General features: G+C 47.6%; 18 protein-coding genes. 17 read left to right on the top strand and 1 reads right to left on the bottom strand.

Features of this window, described 5'->3' with window-relative positions:
- From MHH76_RS10695 to MHH76_RS10675, 5 genes are read left to right on the top strand one after another with little or no spacing between them, the layout of a single operon-like run.
- Complete coding sequence (locus tag MHH76_RS10695; protein WP_023857508.1) at nucleotides 1–213, top strand: acetyl-CoA carboxylase biotin carboxyl carrier protein subunit; 213 nt, start codon at nucleotides 1–3, stop codon at nucleotides 211–213.
- A gap of 17 nt (nucleotides 214–230) precedes the next feature.
- On the top strand, nucleotides 231–1,142 hold the full coding sequence (locus tag MHH76_RS10690) for a hydroxymethylglutaryl-CoA lyase (RefSeq protein WP_020451696.1): 912 nt from the start codon (nucleotides 231–233) through the stop codon (nucleotides 1,140–1,142).
- A 21-nt stretch (nucleotides 1,143–1,163) separates the two neighbouring features.
- Complete coding sequence (locus MHH76_RS10685) at nucleotides 1,164–1,946, top strand: enoyl-CoA hydratase (protein WP_023857509.1); 783 nt, start codon at nucleotides 1,164–1,166, stop codon at nucleotides 1,944–1,946.
- A 20-nt stretch (nucleotides 1,947–1,966) separates the two neighbouring features.
- Nucleotides 1,967–3,496 (top strand): acyl-CoA carboxylase subunit beta, encoded by a 1,530-nt coding sequence (locus MHH76_RS10680; protein ID WP_023857510.1) that lies wholly within the window; start codon nucleotides 1,967–1,969, stop codon nucleotides 3,494–3,496.
- A gap of 30 nt (nucleotides 3,497–3,526) precedes the next feature.
- On the top strand, nucleotides 3,527–5,479 hold the full coding sequence (locus MHH76_RS10675; RefSeq protein ID WP_023857511.1) for an AMP-binding protein: 1,953 nt from the start codon (nucleotides 3,527–3,529) through the stop codon (nucleotides 5,477–5,479).
- 70 nt (nucleotides 5,480–5,549) lie between these two features.
- Here the strand turns inward: MHH76_RS10675 and MHH76_RS10670 are convergent, their stop codons facing one another.
- Nucleotides 5,550–5,774 (bottom strand): hypothetical protein, encoded by a 225-nt coding sequence (locus MHH76_RS10670; protein WP_020451692.1) that lies wholly within the window; start codon nucleotides 5,772–5,774, stop codon nucleotides 5,550–5,552.
- A 93-nt stretch (nucleotides 5,775–5,867) separates the two neighbouring features.
- Here MHH76_RS10670 and MHH76_RS10665 point away from each other — a divergent pair, with 93 nt between their 5' ends.
- From MHH76_RS10665 to MHH76_RS10610, 12 genes are all read left to right on the top strand, one after another.
- The gene (locus MHH76_RS10665) at nucleotides 5,868–6,098 is read left to right on the top strand and encodes an excisionase family DNA-binding protein (protein ID WP_023857512.1); all 231 of its coding nucleotides are present in this window, start codon (nucleotides 5,868–5,870) and stop codon (nucleotides 6,096–6,098) included.
- 398 nt (nucleotides 6,099–6,496) lie between these two features.
- Entirely contained in the window at nucleotides 6,497–6,931 is a 435-nt protein-coding gene (locus MHH76_RS10660) for a DUF1641 domain-containing protein (protein ID WP_020451689.1), read from the top strand.
- Between the two features lie 36 nt (nucleotides 6,932–6,967).
- Nucleotides 6,968–8,146, top strand: a complete 1,179-nt coding sequence (locus MHH76_RS10655) for an NAD(P)/FAD-dependent oxidoreductase (protein ID WP_020451688.1) — start codon at nucleotides 6,968–6,970, stop codon at nucleotides 8,144–8,146.
- A 185-nt stretch (nucleotides 8,147–8,331) separates the two neighbouring features.
- Nucleotides 8,332–8,937 carry a TetR/AcrR family transcriptional regulator gene (locus MHH76_RS10650; protein ID WP_023857514.1) on the top strand — a complete coding sequence of 202 codons (606 nt, stop codon included), beginning with the start codon at nucleotides 8,332–8,334 and terminating at the stop codon, nucleotides 8,935–8,937.
- Nucleotides 8,930–9,784 carry an ABC transporter ATP-binding protein gene (locus MHH76_RS10645; protein ID WP_020451686.1) on the top strand — a complete coding sequence of 285 codons (855 nt, stop codon included), beginning with the start codon at nucleotides 8,930–8,932 and terminating at the stop codon, nucleotides 9,782–9,784. The genes MHH76_RS10650 and MHH76_RS10645 overlap by 8 nt, the downstream gene beginning before the upstream one ends.
- Nucleotides 9,781–10,491 carry an ABC transporter permease gene (locus MHH76_RS10640; RefSeq protein ID WP_023857515.1) on the top strand — a complete coding sequence of 237 codons (711 nt, stop codon included), beginning with the start codon at nucleotides 9,781–9,783 and terminating at the stop codon, nucleotides 10,489–10,491. Before MHH76_RS10645 ends, MHH76_RS10640 begins: the two co-directional genes overlap by 4 nt.
- Complete coding sequence (locus MHH76_RS10635) at nucleotides 10,488–11,204, top strand: hypothetical protein (RefSeq protein ID WP_023857516.1); 717 nt, start codon at nucleotides 10,488–10,490, stop codon at nucleotides 11,202–11,204. Before MHH76_RS10640 ends, MHH76_RS10635 begins: the two co-directional genes overlap by 4 nt.
- A gap of 63 nt (nucleotides 11,205–11,267) precedes the next feature.
- Entirely contained in the window at nucleotides 11,268–12,740 is a 1,473-nt protein-coding gene (dacB, locus tag MHH76_RS10630) for a D-alanyl-D-alanine carboxypeptidase/D-alanyl-D-alanine-endopeptidase (protein ID WP_023857517.1), read from the top strand.
- Nucleotides 12,741–12,877: 137 nt separating this feature from the next.
- Nucleotides 12,878–14,377: a glycosyltransferase family 4 protein gene (locus tag MHH76_RS10625; RefSeq protein ID WP_023857518.1), complete on the top strand. Its 1,500-nt coding sequence runs from the start codon at nucleotides 12,878–12,880 to the stop codon at nucleotides 14,375–14,377.
- A 276-nt stretch (nucleotides 14,378–14,653) separates the two neighbouring features.
- Entirely contained in the window at nucleotides 14,654–16,879 is a 2,226-nt protein-coding gene (pflB, locus tag MHH76_RS10620) for a formate C-acetyltransferase (protein WP_020451683.1), read from the top strand.
- 60 nt (nucleotides 16,880–16,939) lie between these two features.
- Nucleotides 16,940–17,698, top strand: coding sequence for a pyruvate formate-lyase-activating protein (gene pflA / locus MHH76_RS10615; RefSeq protein WP_023857519.1), 759 nt, complete (start codon nucleotides 16,940–16,942; stop codon nucleotides 17,696–17,698).
- Nucleotides 17,699–17,853: 155 nt separating this feature from the next.
- Nucleotides 17,854–19,056, top strand: a complete 1,203-nt coding sequence (locus MHH76_RS10610; protein WP_043054584.1) for an oligoribonuclease — start codon at nucleotides 17,854–17,856, stop codon at nucleotides 19,054–19,056.
- Nucleotides 19,057–19,061 lie beyond the last annotated feature (5 nt).

Below are 19,061 nucleotides of genomic sequence, written 5' to 3'. Positions count from 1 at the left end.
ATGAATACTGTTGTCACCAATATGGCGGGAAACGTGTGGAAAATATTAGTGAAGGCAGGAGACAAAATCGAAAAGGGGCAGGAAGTCGCCATTTTAGAATCGATGAAAATGGAGATTCCGATTGTCGCCGAAACGGCCAGCACCGTCAAAACCGTCAGAAAAAACGAAGGTGATTTTGCCGATGAAGGGGACGTCTTATTGGAGCTTCAATAAGGTCTGGAGGATGGCAAATGAACGTACCGAAGAAAATTTTCATTAAAGAAGTCGGACCGCGCGACGGTCTGCAAAATGAAGAAACCGCACTCTCGACTGCCGATAAAATCACCTGGATCGACATGCTTTCCCAAACAGGGCTTTCATATATCGAAATCACTTCATTCGTCCATCCTAAGTGGATTCCTGCACTGTCTGATGCCCTTGACGTCGCCAAAGGCATAAACCGGAAGCCGGGCGTCACCTACGCAGCCCTTATTCCGAACCGAAAAGGGCTGGAACGGGCTCTCGAAGGAGGGATCGATGAAGCTTCTGTTTTCATGTCGGCAAGCGAGACACACAACCGGAAAAATATTAACAAATCGATCGGAGAAACGCTTCCAGTCTTGCAGGAAGTCACCGGGACAGCAAAACAAGCAGGCCTCACCACTAGAGCCTACCTGTCCACCGTATTTGGCTGTCCTTATGAACATCATGTGCCATTAGAACAAATCATACGCCTCTGTGATGCGTTGTTCGACATGGGCATCGACGAACTTTCTCTCGGAGATACAATCGGCGCAGCGAATCCCGTGCAAGTTCAAAAGGTGCTTGACGTACTTTTAAAACGCTTTCCGAAAGAGAGTTTCGCCCTTCATTTTCATGATACGAGAGGGATGGCGCTCGCCAACATGATCACAGCGATGGATATGGGAATCACCGTATTTGACGCATCATGCGGCGGGCTGGGCGGCTGTCCTTATGCCCCTGGAGCCACGGGAAATGCGGCAACTGATGATTTGATTTACATGTGCGCCCAGATGGGCATCGAAACCGGAGTTGATCTCAGCAAGCTGCTTTCAGCTGCCAAATGGATCGAAGACAAAACCGGGAGAGAGCTACCAAGCCGAAATTTGCAGGCGGCGAAATCAAAGAATTGCTTTTCATAGATTGAGGAGGAGGAAGACCGAATGGAGCCCAATGTTCTTTATTCCATAAACGAGCAGGCGGTCGCCGTGTTGACGTTGAACAGACCGCAAGCTGCAAATGCCCTCTCGCTCGGACTTCTCGACGACCTTCAGCATATCCTTCGCGATATCCGTTCAAACCCGACCGTCCGCTGTGTCATTATAACGGGAGTAGGGAACAGGACGTTTTGTGCAGGTGCCGATTTAAAGGAAAGAGCCCGCATGAGTCCCACAGAAGCGAAGCAGGCCGTTTCCATGATTCAACAAGTGGTCAGCCAGACGGAAAAACTGCCGCAGCCCGTCATCGCTTCATTAAACGGAAGCGCTTTGGGAGGGGGGCTGGAGCTTGCATTGGCGTGCGACATCAGGATCGCAGCCGAACATATTGAACTCGGCCTCCCCGAAACAACGCTCGCGATCATTCCCGGGGCAGGGGGAACACAGCGGCTGCCCCGCTTGATCGGCAGGGGAAAGGCAAAAGAAATGATCTATACCGGCTGCCGCATCAGCGCCGAAGAAGCGCAAAAGATCAGCCTAGTTGAACATGTCGTTCCGCTTCAAAAGTTAAAGGAAACAACCGAAAATATCGCAGCGAACATTGCGGCGAACGGACCGGTTGCCGTCAGACAGGCGAAGTTCGCTATCAATCAAGGGCTTGAGACAGATATCGAAACTGGACTCGCGATAGAACAAAAAGCCTACGAGCTGACGATTCCGACGAAAGACAGAACAGAAGGGCTGAAAGCTTTTACAGAAAAGCGGAAGCCGTATTATACGGGAGAATAAAACGAACGGGGGGACAGCCGATGCCGGCCGAAAAGGAATTGTATGAACGCATTCGCCGGATTCAGGAAGGCGGAGCGCAAAAATACCATGAAGCTAATGAGAAAAAAGGAAAATTATTTGTCAGAGACCGATTAAAGCTGCTGCTTGACGAAGGCCTCGACCTTGAGGACGCTTTTTTTGCCAATTGCATGGCAGACGGGCTTCCGGCAGACGGAGTCGTCACGGGAATCGGAAAAATCGGCGGCCGAACCGTTTGCGTCATGGCTAATGATTCAACGGTGAAAGCAGGATCATGGGGAGCAAGAACCGTCGAAAAAATCATCCGCATCCAGGAAACAGCCGAAAAGCTGAATTGTCCGCTTCTTTATTTGGTCGATTCAGCAGGCGCAAGGATTACGGATCAAGTTGACATGTTTCCGGGGCGAAGAGGAGCAGGGCGGATTTTTTATCAGCAAGTCAAATTATCCGGGCGCATCCCGCAAATCTGTCTTTTGTTCGGTCCTTCAGCGGCAGGCGGCGCCTACATACCGGCTTTTTGCGATATCGTTATCATGGTCGAAGGTAACGCCTCGATGTATTTAGGCTCGCCGCGCATGGCGGAAATGGTGATCGGCGAAAAAGTGTCGCTTGAAGAAATGGGCGGAGCGCGAATGCACTGTTCTGTTTCAGGCTGCGGAGACATTCTTGCCGAAACGGAAGAAGATGCGATCAAGTCGGCGCGCCGGTATCTTTCCTACTTTCCGCCGAACTACACCGAAAAAGCGCCTGTCATTGAAGCAAAACCCGCTCTTCCGTTTGACCGGCCGTTGGAGGAGATCATTCCGAAAAACCAAAACGCACCGTTTCAAATGATGGATTTAATCGACCGGATCATTGATAAAGCGTCTTTTTATGAGATCAAAAAATTGTTCGCGCCAGAGCTGATTACCGGTTTGGCGAGGATTCACGGGCAGCCTGTCGGCATCATCGCCAATCAGCCGCGGGTCAAAGGCGGTGTGTTGTTTCACGATTCGGCAGACAAAGCCGCAAAGTTTATCAATTTGTGCGATGCCTATCATATCCCGCTGCTGTTTCTGGCTGATATCCCCGGCTTTATGATCGGAACAAAAGTCGAGAGGGCGGGTATTATCAGACACGGAGCGAAAATGATCTCAGCGATGGCCGAAGCAACCGTGCCGAAAATATCCGTCATCGTCAGGAAAGCTTATGGCGCAGGCTTGTATGCGATGGCGGGACCGGCCTTTGAGCCTGACTGCTGTCTGGCGCTGCCTACGGCTCAGATTGCTGTGATGGGTCCGGAAGCAGCGGTAAATGCCGTTTATGCCAAAAAAATCGCACAATTGCCTGAAGAAGAGCGGTCCGCCTTCATTGCCGAAAAACGGGAAGAGTACCAAAAAGACATAGACATTTACCGGCTTGCTTCAGAAATGATTGTCGACGGGGTCATTCCGGCCGATTCGCTTCGTACGGAACTCATCAAACGGCTGAATGCATATATGACCAAATACATGATATTTACGGAACGGAAGCATCCTGTTTATCCCGTCTAAAGGCCAATGAAACGAAAAGGGGGAAACGGTATGGCCGAAAAAGCGGTTTGGCAGCCTGATCCGGAATTTGTAAAAGCGACCCGGCTGTTTCAATGGATGACAGCTCTCGGTTTTTCCGACTATGATGATTTTTTGAAAGCAAGTACAGACGATATCGCCTGGTTCTGGGAAGAGGCCGAAAAAGCGCTCGGCATCAGCTGGTACAAGCGGTACAGCCAAACATTGAATCTCGATAAAGGCATAAAATGGCCGAAATGGTTTTCCGGCGGACGCTTAAATGCCGTTTGCAGCGCCGTGGAAAAATGGTCCCGACAGCCTGATACGGCCGAGAGGACAGCCCTCATCTGGGAAAGTGAAGACGGAAAAACAGAACGGATCACCTATTCTTCTTTACATCAAAAAGTCGCCCGTGCGGCAGCAGGCTTTAAAAAACAAGGCATATCAAAAGGGGATGTCATTGCGATTTACATGCCGATGATCCCGCAAACGGTCATCGCCATGCTTGCCGCCGCTAAAATCGGCGCGGTATTCTCCCCGGTTTTTTCAGGCTACGGGGCCCATGCGGCAGCCGCGAGACTCAGCGCTGCCGGAGCAAAAATTCTTGTCACGGCAGATGCCTTTTTGCGAAGGGGAAAGAAGGTCTGTATGAAGAAAGAAGCTGACAAAGCAGCAGACCGCGCCCCCACTGTCCAAAAAGTTGTCGTCTGCCAGCTTCACGATGGCGAACAAGATTGGAATCATAAGAGAGATATAGACTGGAATGAATTGATGAAAAGCGATCCTCTCCAGATGACAGAAGAAATGGACAGTTCAGATCCGCTCATGCTGCTTTACACATCAGGCACGACAGGACAGCCGAAGGGAGCGGTTCATACCCACGCCGGTTTTCCGCTGAAAGCTGCATTTGATGCGGGCTTCGGGATGGATGTCAAACAAGGGGACACGTTTTTCTGGTTTACAGACATGGGCTGGATGATGGGACCGTTTTTAATATTCGGGGGGCTCATAAACGGAGCGGCAGTTTTGCTGTATGACGGAGCACCGGATTTCCCGGCCCCGAGTCGGCTGTGGGAGCTTGTCAGCAGACACCAGGTGTCGCATCTCGGCGTCTCTCCGACGCTCATTCGCTCACTGATGCAGCACGGCGAAAATTTTCTTCTTCAATGCGACCTGAGCAGTCTGAAGGCAATCGGCTCAACGGGAGAACCTTGGAATTATGAACCGTGGATATGGCTGTTCCGCCATGCTGGAAAAGAGCGGATTCCTATTTTTAATTATTCAGGAGGAACGGAAATTTCAGGCGGCATTTTGGGCAATGTGCTCCTGCGGCCGATCACGCCGATGACGTTTAATTCGCCTCTGCCTGGCATGGCGGCCAATGTCTTCAACGAAAAAGGGGAGGAAGTCGTCAATGAAGTCGGGGAGCTTGTCCTGACAAAGCCGTGGGTCGGCATGACGAATGGTTTTTGGAAGGAGCCGTCCAGATATGAAAAAGCATATTGGAGCCGCTGGACTGACGTCTGGGTGCACGGCGATTGGGCAAAACGTGATGAAAACGGCTACTGGACGATCAGCGGACGTTCTGATGATGTGATCAATACTGCTGGGAAAAGGATCGGGCCCGCCGAAATAGAGTCCGTACTGGTCGGCCATCCAGCGGTGGCGGAAGCAGGCGTTATCGGCGTTCCGGATCAGCTCAAAGGTCAGGCTGCCGTCTGCTTTGTCGTCCTCACACAGTCGGAAAAGCCGTCGGAAAAACTAAAAGATGATTTGCTGAACCTCGCCTCTGACGCGATCGGTAAAGCGATCAAGCCAAAAGCGGTTTACTTTGTCAGCGGTCTGCCGAAGACGAGAAATGCAAAAGTGATGAGACGGCTGATCAGAGCTGCCTATTTGAACGAGCCGGCAGGCGATTTGTCAACATTGGAAAATCGTCAAACATACGATGAAATTGCCGGCCTTTCAGCGCAAAAAAATCTGTAGTATACTGGATAAGGCTTGCAGACAAAGAAGAAGGACACGTCCTTCCTCTTTTTATTTTAAGACCAAAAACTCACATTCTGACGATAACCGAACCTCCGCCGGCCGCGCAGACGCGGTTTTGCTGCTCTTCAATTGAACGCAGCAGCTGATTGTTGCATTCCATGAGTTTGATCAGCAATTCCATTTGATCTTCGAGATTTTTCAGCCTTTGATTCATCTGCTGAGAAGATTGGCCGGTGTGCATGTGCGGGGCTGAAGGCGGATAAGACGTTTCAGAATTCCATTTTGAATACATAGAAATAGGCCTCCATCATCTAAACTGATATATCTTATCGTATGATCCTAAAATCGCAACGTTCGCCTAAATCAAAACGAGAGGAACTAAAACATGTACTTGACGATAAAGGAAACCGCAGAATATTTAACGCTTTCAGAAGCATATGTTGAACAGCTTGTGAGAGAAAAGAAAATCCGCACCGTCTTCGACGGACAGCAGCATTTAATCAACAAAGATCAATTCAATACCCATATGGAACAGATGGAAAAGTATAAAGAGTGGGCGGAATCCTTTCTGAACGAACCCATCCCCGAAGATCCGGATGTTAAAGATGAAGATTAACCAAGATAACGATAATTCCATTATGTAAACTAGATGCGTTTCTAGGAAATGTTCGCACGACTCTATCATGACGTGTGAATGGGACGTTTCGTAAAAAAAGACACAATATAGGAAATGAAAGGGATGAAAGAAGCCCTATATATAAAGTTTTCTATGATTTTATTTCATTTCCGAAACAATCACGTTCATTTTTTGTTCAAAAAGTGTTATCATTTAGTAGTAAAAAATACAGCGTGTTTTGAGATTGCGGGTTTTCGGGAATTCCAGACTGAAAACAGCAAAACAAACACAAAAGGGGAGAACCTTTTTGCGGACTTGTTTGTGCACAAATTCACAAACTGTGAAAAAGGGGTTCCTTCAAAAAACAGCACATCGCTTATTGAAAAGGAGAATTGGTTATGCCGGAAACAATCGATCAAACAGCTGATCAAACAAACGAATCTGTAAGCCAAAGCCAACGCGATCTTATCGATCAACTGCTAAAACCTGAAGTACAGGAGTCTTTGACTGTTTTAGTCGACCAGCTTCCAAAGCTGACAGAACTGGTCAACATTTTGACAAAGTCTTACGATTTCGCACAATCCGTTGCAACTGATGAAGTATTAAAAAATGATACGGTCGGTGCCATCACAGAAATTCTTGAGCCTGTCAAAGATACGGCAAAAGAAATCGCGGCTACCGCCATTGAAGCAAAAGACCGCGCTGACGAAAGCAATGAAGTCATCGGACTTTTCGGTTTGCTGAAAATGCTTAAAGATCCGCAGGCCCAAAAGATGTTCCGCTTTGTTCAAAGCTACCTGCAAATCATGTCAGAACGCGAAAAACAAAAATAATCACTATACATTCAGAATAAGGACGGAGGATTCACGATGTCAAAACATATCGTCATTTTAGGCGCTGGTTACGGCGGATTACTGTCTGCTTTAACAGTTCGCAAACACTACACAAAAGAAGAAGCAAAAATCACAGTGGTTAACCAATACCCGACACATCAAATCATCACAGAACTGCATCGCCTTGCTGCGGGCAACGTGTCAGAACAGGCCATTGCGATGCCGCTTGCAAAGCTTTTCAAAGGAAAAGACATCGATCTTAAAATCGCCAAAGTCAACTCGTTCTCAGTTGACAAAAAAGAAGTCGCTCTTTCTGACGGCTCTACCCTGACGTATGACGCGCTTGTCGTCGGTCTTGGTTCTGTCACTGCTTACTTCGGCATTCCTGGCCTTCAAGAAAACAGCATGGTGCTCAAATCTGCAAACGATGCAAACAAGATCTTCAAGCATGTTGAAGAGCGCGTGCGCGAATACGCTAAAACGAAAAACGAAGCGGATGCTACGATCCTAATCGGCGGCGGCGGACTAACAGGCGTCGAGCTTGTCGGTGAACTCGCCGATATCATGCCGAACCTTGCGAGAAGCTACGGTGTCGATCCGAAAGAAATCAAGCTGAAGCTTGTTGAAGCCGGTCCGAAAATCCTGCCGGTTCTTCCGGATGAGCTGATCGAACGTGCGACAAAGAGCCTTGAAAAACGCGGCGTTGAATTCTTGACAGGACTGCCTGTCACAAATGTAGAAGGAAACGTTGTTGATTTGAAAGACGGGCAAAAAATCGTCACAAATACATTTGTCTGGACCGGCGGTGTTCAAGGCAATCCGCTGATCGGCGAGTCAGGTCTTGAAGTGAACCGCGGACGCGCAACTGTAAACGATTTCCTTCAATCCACATCACATGAAGACGTATTTGTTGCAGGAGACAGCGCCGTTGTCTTCGGTCCGGATGGCCGTCCGTACCCTCCGACAGCTCAAATCGCTTGGCAAATGGGCGAGCTGATCGGCTACAACCTGTATGCATACTTAGAAAACAAATCAATGGAAACATTCAGCCCTGTCAACTCAGGCACGCTTGCAAGCCTTGGCCGCAAAGACGCAGTTGCCGTTATCGGCGCGAACAGTACATCTCTTAAAGGCCTGCCTGCTTCATTGATGAAAGAAGCGAGCAACGTCCGTTATCTGACTCATATTAAAGGTCTGTTCAGCCTTGCTTATTAATGGAAATGAAGCGCTACTTATAGTTTAAACTATAAGTGGTGCTTTTTTTTGCTTTAAATTTGACGGGCAAATGAAAATATTGTGGTAAATTTGAACCAAATGCATTGACAAAAAGACGGTCTCATTGCATTATATGAATATAAAATAAAAATATTCATATGTTTATAAATCAAGGAGAGACTGACATGCCGAAATTTACCGAAAAAGAAAAGGAAGCGATACGCTCAGCTTTAGTGCAAAGCGGAAGAGAGCTTTTTGCGCAGCTTGGATTGAAAAAAACGAGCGTTGGTGAGCTAACAGCCTCGGCCGGAATTGCCCAAGGCTCATTTTATACATTTTTCGACTCGAAAGAGGAGCTTTATTTTGAGATTTTGCAGCAGGAAGAAAGTAAGATCCGCGCCCAGCTTGAGGCATCATTTTCTGAAAGCGGGAAAACATTTGCACAGTTTTTGCGTGAAGCATTGGCGGTGGTGGAAGATAACCCGTACATTCGCCAAGTTTACGATGACAACTTACTCGAGACACTCTTCCGCAAACTCCCCGAAGAAAAGCTGCAGGCGCATTTCGACAGCGACGAAGATTTTTTCAAGCCTTTAATTGAAATGGGCCAGGAAAAAGGCTGGCTTGTCAGAAAAAAACCGGAGACGATCGTCAGTGTGATTCGCGCCATTGTTCTTTTATCCTTTCAAAAAACAAATATTGGGGAAGACCGCTACGACGAAACGATGGATTTGCTTATCGAATTGATCGGACAGGGGCTTTCGGCCAAGGAGGATGCATCCCATGATTGAAGTCAGCGGGCTTCGCTTCACATACCCCGGACAAAAAACGCCCGTATTGAAAGGAATCGACTTTTCGATTCAAAAGGGTGAAATTTTTGGATTTCTCGGGCCGTCCGGTGCTGGAAAAAGCACGATTCAAAAAATATTAATCGGTATTTTAAAGCAATATGAAGGCCGGGTTTCTGTGATGGGGAAAGAATTGAGTCAAGCCGACAGCTCCTTTTATGAGAAAATCGGCGTCGCCTTTGAATTTCCGAATTTCTATCAACGATTAACGGCACTGGAAAACTTAAATTTGTTCCGTTCCTTGTATGCATCTGAAACCGAGGAGCCGGAAACGCTGCTCGCTTTAACGGGTCTTGAAGAGTACGGCCGGACAAAGGTATCCGCTTACTCAAAAGGCATGAAAATGAGGCTGAATTTTTTGAGAGCCCTGATCAATCAGCCTGATCTTTTATTTCTAGACGAACCGACCTCGGGGCTCGATCCCGTGCATGCCAAAAAATTAAAACAGCTTATCCTGAACAAAAAGGCGGAAGGGAAGACGATCCTGATCACAACGCACCACATGCAAACAGCTGAAGAAATCTGCGACCGCGTAGCTTTCATCGTTGACGGCAGGGTGGCTTTGATTGATTCTCCAAGCGCCTTGAAAGTGCAAAAAGGAAAAAGGCACGTAAAAGTGGAGTACCGCAGCCGCAGGCAGCTGGAAACTGCTCAATTCGACCTTGATCAGATCGGCAGCAGCCCGGAATTTTTGAACTTGATCAAGGACCACCCTGTGGAAACCATTCATTCCCAAGAAGCATCGCTTGAAGACATCTTTATCGATGTGACGGGGAGGCGTTTAAGTTGAGGATCTTATCAGCGATTTCCCATGATATCAAACTTCAGTTCAAGCACGGTTTTTATTATGCCTATTTGCTGATCAGCGCGGTGTATATCGCTGTGTTGCAGTTTCTTCCAGCTGATTACAGGGAGGCGGCCAACATTGCCTTGACGTTTTCAGACCCGAGCTTCCTGGGGTTTTTCTTCATCGGGGGTCTTGTTTTACTGGAGAAAGGGCAAAACATCCATGACAGCCTGTTTGTAACGCCGCTAAGTGCGAGTGAGTATATTCTTTCCAAAACGGCGTCTTTATCCGTTTTGTCTCTCGGATCGAGCATTTTCATCCACAGCAGTGTGTTTGGCTATGGAACAAATTCCGGTTTGTTCGCTTGCGGCGTGGTGTTCACTTCATTTTTCTTCACGATGATCGGCTTAGGTTTGGCGGTGCGGTGTGAAACCTTAAACGGATTTTTCTTTTTGTCTTCTTTGAGCACCTTTGTGTTCGTTCTGCCTTTGTTTGAAACAGCTGGCATTTGGAGCAGCCCGCTGTTTTACGCTCTGCCGTCAAAGGCCTCATTAATGCTGTTAGGTTCCGCCTTTACCGGCCTTCAGCAGTGGGAGCTCGTCTACGCGATTTCCACTCTCTTGTTGTGGAACGGAGCCGCGTATTTCTGGGCGAGGCATTCACTTCAAACGTTCATCACATTAAAGCTTGGCGGAGGTGATACACGATGATGAAAATCATTCAGCTGATACGCGGAGATATGAAACAGATCAAACGTGATTCAATGCTTGCTTTTTACGGTCTGGCGCCTTTTCTGCTCATCATCGTGACAGCCGCTGGCATTCCTTTGTCAGCGGAACTGGCGGCATTCAATATCACCCCATACCGTCATTTGATCATGAGCTTTGCCATGCTTTTCATCCCCCTGATTCTCGGTATCATGTCGGGGTTTATCCTGCTTGATGAGCGCGACGAAAATATGATTCAGTATTTTTCCGTGACGCCCTTGTCGAAGCGCGGATATGTCTTGATACGCCTCATCCTGCCAATGGCGCTGACTTTTTGCTACAGCATTTTGCTGTTTGCATCCGGCGGTTTAATGGCGCCCGGCTCTGTGTACCTTTTGATCATCCTGATCATGGTCACGCTTGAAGCCCCGATTTACACGCTGCTTTTAGCCGCTTACGCTTCGAACAAAGTGGAAGGGCTCGCTTTAATGAAAGGGTTCAGCCTGCTCACTTTCATGCCGGCCGCGGTTTATTTTATTCCTTTGCCGTGGCAGCTTTTCGGCGTTTTCACGCCGACCTACTGGACAGCGAAAACGTACTTGGCAGGAACTTCTCATGAAGGGCTTGTTTTCGTTTTCGGGTTCATCGGAGTTGTGCTGCATGTAATGATACTGCTGCTTTTATACCGGAGGTTTTTGGTGAAAACCGATCAATAGGAGTATATCCCGCCGCGTTTTGCAATAAAGTATTAGAACCATCAGCGGGAGGCGGGATATTCTATGAAGAAAAATATGAAGCTTTGTCTGTGTATGATGATGATCTTTGTATTGACGTTGGCCGGCAGCATAGACGGCTTGGCCGCCGGGGAAAAAGGCGCCGGGCTCAAAGAGCAAATCGATCAGCTGTTAAAGACCGAGCCTGATTTAAAAGGAGCGCTCGCAGGCATCAGCGTCAGGTCCGCAGAAAGCGGGAAAATGATATACGGCCATATGGGCGATACACGGATGAGACCGGCGTCCAATCTGAAGCTTTTAACGGCAGCAGCTGCCTTTTCCGTCCTGGGTGAGGACTATACCTTTCCCACAGAGGTGATGACAGACGGCGCACGATCTGCGAGCACACTCAAAGGCAGCCTTTATCTAAAAGGAAAAGGCGATCCGACGCTTTTGAAAGCCGATTTTCAGCAAATGGCCAAGGCAATCCGAAAACAAGGGATCACTGTCATCCGGGGAGACTTGGTCGGCGATGATTCCTGGTATGATGAGGTCCGCTACTCTCAAGACCTTTCCTGGAGCGATGAAGACGCATACTACGGAGCGCAGATCTCAGCTCTAACAGCTTCGCCAAACGAAGACTATGATGCCGGAACAGTCATCATCGACGTGAATCCTGACGGCAAAACCGGAAAAAAACCCGTTGTATCGCTTACTCCGCAAACTAATCATGTCAAAATCGAAAACGGTGCCAAGACCGTTGCTGCAGACGGAAAAAAAGATATCACGATTAAAAGGGAACACGGCGGAAATACCATCCAAATCAAAGGGACGATTCCACAAGGCGCTTCAAGGGTCAGACAATGGGTTGCGGTTTGGGAGTCGTCAGAATATGCACTCGATTTATTTAAACAGGCTTTACAGCAACAAGGCATTCGAATCCTGGGAAAGACTAAAACCGGCAAAGCGCCAAAAAAAGCGCGCCGCATCACCGCACATCAATCCATGCCGCTTTCAGAGCTGATGATCCCCTTTATGAAGCTCAGCAACAACGGCCATGGCGAAACACTGATCAAGGAAATGGGAAAAGCCGCGAGCCGTGAAGGAAGCTGGGATCAAGGTCTTGAAGTGTTGAATAAAGAACTGCAGGGATTTGGAATGGACACAGAAAAGATCGTTCTCAGAGACGGCTCAGGCATCTCGCATATCAATTTGATTTCTGCCGACCAGATCACAAAGCTATTGTATTCCGTTCAAGAAGAGAAATGGTTTCCGTCGTTTGCCCGTTCACTCCCGGTTGCGGGGGAAAGCGACAGAATGGTCGGCGGCACATTAAGAAACCGGCTGAAAGACCCGGCTCTAAAAGGCAAAGTCAGAGCGAAAACAGGCTCTCTTTCAACCGTCAGTACCTTGTCGGGCTATATCGATACTGCAAGCGGCAAGACATTGATTTTCTCCATTCTTCTCAATCAGCTCGTGGATGATGAAAAAGGAAAGGATATTGAAGATAAAATCGTTCAAATATTAGCTTCTTCATGACAGCTCCCATTGCTTAAGGCAATGGGTTTTCTTTATTGAAAAGGCTTTCCATTCACTTCGTACTTTTTTCAGCTGAGGCCATATAATGCTAAGAGATTTCATTTTCTATAAGTTTAACAGCAGGCAGGGGGAAATATATGAACATTTTGCTGGCTTATTATCGATACTCTCCACATACAAACGGCCCGTCTACCTATATTGATATCCTTAGAAAAAGCTTGGAAGGAGAAGGGCATTCTGTCGATTTAATGTCGCACGATACCCGATGGCTCAACATTCAGGTCGCCGATCAGCAGCCGGCCGATAAACACCGGTTAAAACATGAGCTGATTCACCGTCTTCAAACAGCTTATACCGAAAAATATCCCCTGTGGATATATTGGCGTGAAATGGAGCGCTACAGTTTGGAACAAGCTGTTAAACAGTTTGATCTTAAGAAGTATGATTTGATCCACTGCCACGATTTTATGACGGCAAGAGCACTGGCCCGTTCCAAACCTCAGCACACGCCTTTAATCGTGTCCCTCCATAACTTTAAATATCATGAAGCAAAGATTACCGGGGAATTTGACGAGAAAAGCGGCCAGGAACAGCAATACATGAAAATCGAAGAATGTTTGGGCGCAATGTCTGGAGACGTTGTGGCCGTTCCGTGCGAATGGCTGAAACACGAGCTGATTCAAATTGGTGTGACGCCTTCGAACATCCGAGTCATCCCGTATGGAATTGTAAAAACACCCTTTATCGAAAAGAAAAATAATCTCCCTAAAAGCCTCCCGCATCAAGGAAAAAAGATCATTCTCTGTCCGGCGCGGCTCGTTCCGGTGAAAGGACACCGCTATTTGATCGAAGCGCTTTATAAACTGCGGTGCGAAAGGGATGATTTTCACTGCCTTCTCGCAGGCGAGGGTCCGGAGCTCGAAACTCTGCAAAGCCTGTCCGAAAAGCTCGGTATCGCGTCGGCGGTCTCTTTTCTCGGAAAGCGAAAAGATATACCTGACTTAATGAATATTAGTGATGTCATTGTTTTGCCGTCACTTCACGATACATTTCCGCTCGTCATCCTGGAAGGGCAGTTCTCCGCAAAACCTGTGCTGGCGACAAACGTAGGCGGGGTAAAAGAAATCATTGATGACGGTGCGAACGGATTGCTTGTTCCCCCGGCAGACAGCGAAGCGCTTACTGAAAAGCTGCGCCTGCTGCTCGACGATGACAAAACCCGGCAAAAATTGGGGCGCCAAGCGTTTCAAAAAGCTATGAAACATTGGGATATCAGCTTTCACATGAGGTCGATCGAAAACCTGTATCAAACATTCGAGACACAAAAAAGAGCAGTGCGGTCCTGCAAAAATCATCGAAAAGAGCAGGGGCTGGACCTGGAAATCCTCGAACAAATCGGTGAAAAGAAAACGTCAGAAGCGGAGTACACGATTGCCGGGGAAATCCCGGAACATCTCAAAAGCCAACTTAAAAAAGAGGACCATTACATTCATGTTTATGATTTGTCAGGCGTTTTACTGCAGACAAAAGCGGTCGATTCGAAAGGGTGCTATGAATTTCACCAGCTCCCCCGAGGCAGCTATGTCTTGAAAAGCACTATCGAAGCATTCGGCAATCAGTTCATATCCCTCGACTGATGATAAATACTTCTGCGCAAGCCGGCTGTTTAGCCGGTTTTTTTATATAACAGTTTTCATTTTATTTGACTTTATTATAATACAGATTCAAATAAGAAAATTGCTTCAAACAACATCCTATATTAGGAAAAACGCGATGTTCAAAGAACTTTCTTAAATTTGTTAACTATTTCACAAAATATGTGATTTTTATCACATTCAAAACTGTTATATTAAACATAAGATATAAATGCAACAACTGTTATATCATTTCAACTTGAAAAGAGGGGGATTTAAATGGAACAATGGAAAGGTTTCACCACAAACGTTTGGCAAAAAGAAGTCAATGTCCGCGATTTTATTCTCTCGAACTTTGAGCCATATCAAGGTGACGAATCGTTTCTCGAACCTCCGACGGAAGCTACATCGGCATTATGGGATCATGTAATGGACTTGACAAAAAAAGAGCGTGAAAACGGAGGCGTCCTCGATATGGATACAGAGATCGTCTCAACGATTACCTCGCACGGTCCCGGCTATTTGGACAAAGACTTGGAAAAAGTCGTCGGCGTTCAAACCGATGAGCCGTTTAAACGGTCGCTTCAGCCTTTCGGCGGCATTCGCATGGCGAAACAAGCATGTGAATCCTATGGTTTTGAATTGAATGAAGAAGTGGAAAGAATCTTTACCGATTACCGCAAAACCCATAACCAAGGCGTGTTTGACGCGTATACGGACGAAATGAAACTCGCCCGAAAGGTCGGAATCATTACCGGACTGCCTGATGCTTACGGGCGCGGGCGCATCATCGGCGATTACCGGAGAGTGGCGCTTTACGGCGTGGACTTCCTGATCGATGAAAAGAAAAAAGATGCGGCCGGCACCTCTCGCGTGATGTCTGAAGAAAACATCCGCCTTCGTGAAGAATTGTCAGAACAAATCCGGGCATTGAATGAACTTAAAGCACTTGCAGCAAGTTATGGCTTTGACATTTCCGAGCCTGCGGCGAATGCAAGAGAAGCATTTCAATGGCTGTATTTTGCCTATTTGGCTGCCATTAAAGAGCAAAATGGAGCAGCAATGAGCCTTGGCCGCGTGTCCACGTTCCTTGATATATACATCGAAAGAGATTTGAAAACGGGCGCATTAACAGAACAGGAGGCCCAAGAGCTTGTCGACCATTTTGTCATGAAGCTGCGCTTGGTCAAATTTGCACGCACACCTGACTACAATGAGCTGTTCAGCGGCGATCCGACGTGGGTGACAGAATCAATCGGCGGAATAGCGCACGACGGACGCGCACTCGTCACGAAAAACTCGTTCCGTTTCCTGCATACGCTTGACAATTTAGGTCCGGCGCCGGAACCAAATTTAACCGTCCTTTGGTCTGTCAGGCTGCCGCAAAAGTTTAAAAACTACTGTGCCAAAATGTCGATTAAAACGAGCTCGATTCAATACGAAAATGACGATATCATGCGTCCTGAATACGGGGATGACTACGGCATCGCCTGCTGTGTATCGGCAATGGCAATCGGCAAACAAATGCAGTTCTTCGGAGCACGCGCCAACTTGGCGAAAGCGCTTTTATATGCGATTAATGGCGGAAAAGACGAAAAGCATAAAATGCAAGTCGGTCCGGAAATGCCTCCGGTTGCTTCCGATGTGCTGGACTATGACGAGGTCATGCATAAATTCGATCAGACGATGGAATGGCTTGCAGGCTTGTACATCAATACGCTCAATGTCATTCACTACATGCATGATAAATATTGCTATGAAAGAATTGAAATGGCGCTACACGACACGGACATTTTGCGGACGATGGCCACCGGGATCGCCGGCTTGAGCGTTGTGGCCGATTCGTTAAGCGCTATCAAATATGCCAAAGTCAATGTTGTCCGCGATGAAAACGGCATTGCCGTCGATTTTGAAACAGAAGGCGACTTTCCTAAGTACGGAAATAATGATGACCGCGTCGACGCGATCGCCGTTGACATTGTCAAGCGCTTTATGAAAAAACTGCGCAAGCACCAGACATATCGCCAGTCTGTTCATACCATGTCAATTTTAACGATCACGTCAAACGTCGTTTACGGCAAGAAAACCGGAAATACGCCGGATGGACGCCGGGCGGGAGAACCGTTTGCTCCAGGCGCGAATCCGATGCACGGCCGCGATACTAAAGGAACGCTTGCATCGCTGTCTTCAGTGGCAAAGCTGCCTTACAGCTATGCGCTCGACGGCATATCCAACACCTTTTCGATCGTCCCGAAAGCGCTTGGCAAAGACGAAGAGAGCCGCGCCGTCAATTTATCAAGCATCCTTGACGGTTACGCCGCAAAAACAGGGCATCACTTAAATGTAAACGTATTTAACAGAGAAACATTGCTCGACGCCATGGAACATCCGGAGGAATATCCGCAGTTAACGATTCGCGTCTCAGGCTATGCGGTCAACTTTATTAAGCTGACGAAAGAACAGCAGTTAGACGTTATCAGCCGTACCTTCCATGAATCGATGTAACGAGCATAAAGCGGAGCGCGGCCGAGGCGCTCCGCCCCATAAAAAGAGGTGATCTTCATCATGGATGGAAATATTCATTCGATCGAAACATTCGGCACCGTTGACGGTCCGGGCATCAGATATGTCGTCTTCACACAAGGCTGCCTGATGCGCTGTCAATTTTGCCATAATGCTGATACATGGGAAATCGGAACCGGAAAACAAATGACGGTTTCCGAAATCGTTCAGGATGTCCAGCAATATCTCCCGTTTATTCAATCATCAGGCGGAGGCATCACCGTTAGCGGAGGCGAGCCGCTTTTACAACTGCCATTTTTAATCGAGCTGTTCAAAGCCTGTAAAAGCCATGGCATACACACGGCGCTCGATTCGTCCGGCGGATGCTATTCGGCGGCGCCGGCATTTCAAGAGCAGATCAAAGAGCTGATCCAGTATACAGACCTTGTTTTGCTTGATCTCAAGCATATCAACAGGAAAAAACATATCAACCTGACAGGAATGCCGAATGACCACATATTGGATTTTGCCCGGTTTCTCGCTGATCATCAAGTCCCCGTCTGGATCCGCCATGTACTGGTTCCGGGGATCTCTGATATCGATGACGATTTAGCAGCCCTCGGCACGTTTATCGGCACGCTGGGGAACGTTCAGAAGGTGGAGGTTCTTCCTTATCACAAACTCGGCGTCTACAAGTGGGAAGCGCTTGGCCTGGATTATCCATTAAAAGGGGTTGAACCGCCAAGTGCCGCCAGGGCCGAAAACGCATACAGACTACTCACCGCCCACTTGCAAGGCGGAGCCATGCTGCAAGAAACATAAACCCTTTTAACCGGACAGACTTTTTCCAACAAAAAGCTGTCCTTTTTGTCTTACCGCACAACCGTATAAAAAATCCCTTTTTTTACAATAGTAAGATGAGAAAGATGCGCCTGCTGCGGCAGGCCGACAATAAAACAGCAAGGTGGGCGGGAAGCATGTATCATTTGTATTCTCACAACGACTTGGATGGAGTCGGCTGCGGAATTCTCGCAAAGGTGGCTTTTGGCGAACGGGTCGAGGTTCGCTACAATTCGGTCACCGGACTTGATATGCAAGTCGGACGTTTTTTGGAACGGACAAAAGGAAAAGAAAAACAGCATGAAGGCCTGTTTATTACCGACTTGTCCGTTCATCAAGAAAATGAAGAAAGGCTGGACCATTATGCTGAAGCGGGCGGAAAGGTCAAACTCATCGACCACCACAAAACTGCGCTTCATTTGAATGAACGCTCTTGGGGCATGGTAAAAGTTCAATATGAGGACGGCAGGCTCGCTTCAGCGACATCTCTTTTTTATGAATACTTAATAGACAACGGCTATATTCAAGAGACAAAAGCGATGGATCAGTTCGTCGAACTCGTACGCCTCTATGATACATGGGAATGGGAACAGACGGACGCGCTCGAAGCAAAGCGCCTGAATGACCTGTTTTTTATGGTCTCCATTGACGAATTTGAGGAAAAAATGGTCCGGCGCCTTAAAGAAAGCGACGCGTTTTCATTTGATGAATTCGAAGTAAAAATCTTGGATATGGAAGAAGAAAAAATTGAACGGTATATCCGCAGGAAACGGCGGGAAATCGTTCAGACCTTCATCAATGCACACTGCGTCGGCATCGTGCATGCGGAATCCTATCATTCCGAAGTAGGGAACGAACTCGGAAAAACGTATCCGCACCTTGACTATATCGCCATCTTAAATATGGGCGGCAAAAAAGTGAGCCTTCGCACCATCCATGATGAAACAGATGTATCAGAAATCGCCGGCACGTTCGGCGGAGGCGGCCATGCCAAGGCAGCGGGGTGTCCGCTGACAGATGAAGCATTCAAGCTGTATGTGACTGAACCGTTTCCGCTGGAGCCCTTGAGAGCGGATGCCTTTAAAAACGTCTATAATGTAAAAGAGTCGGATAACGGCAGCCTTTATATCAACAGGAACGAAGACCAGTTTTTTCTCTTTCCTGGAGAACACGGCTGGAACATTCAATTAAACGGCGTGACTCAGCATGAGACATTTACTTCATTCGAAGAGGCAGAACGGTTTATTAAAAGAAATTATGCTGCATGGCTCGCAAGGGATGAAGCATTTGTCCAATATTTGATGCAGCAGGTGAAACAGGCGATCCAAACGACAGGCTAAAGACT

It is taken from the genome of Bacillus sp. FSL L8-0193, assembly GCF_037976065.1.
GTDB lineage: Bacteria > Bacillota > Bacilli > Bacillales > Bacillaceae > Bacillus > Bacillus paralicheniformis.
Note: the sequence above shows the minus strand (reverse complement) of the source record. Positions and strands in the feature narration are given on the sequence as shown.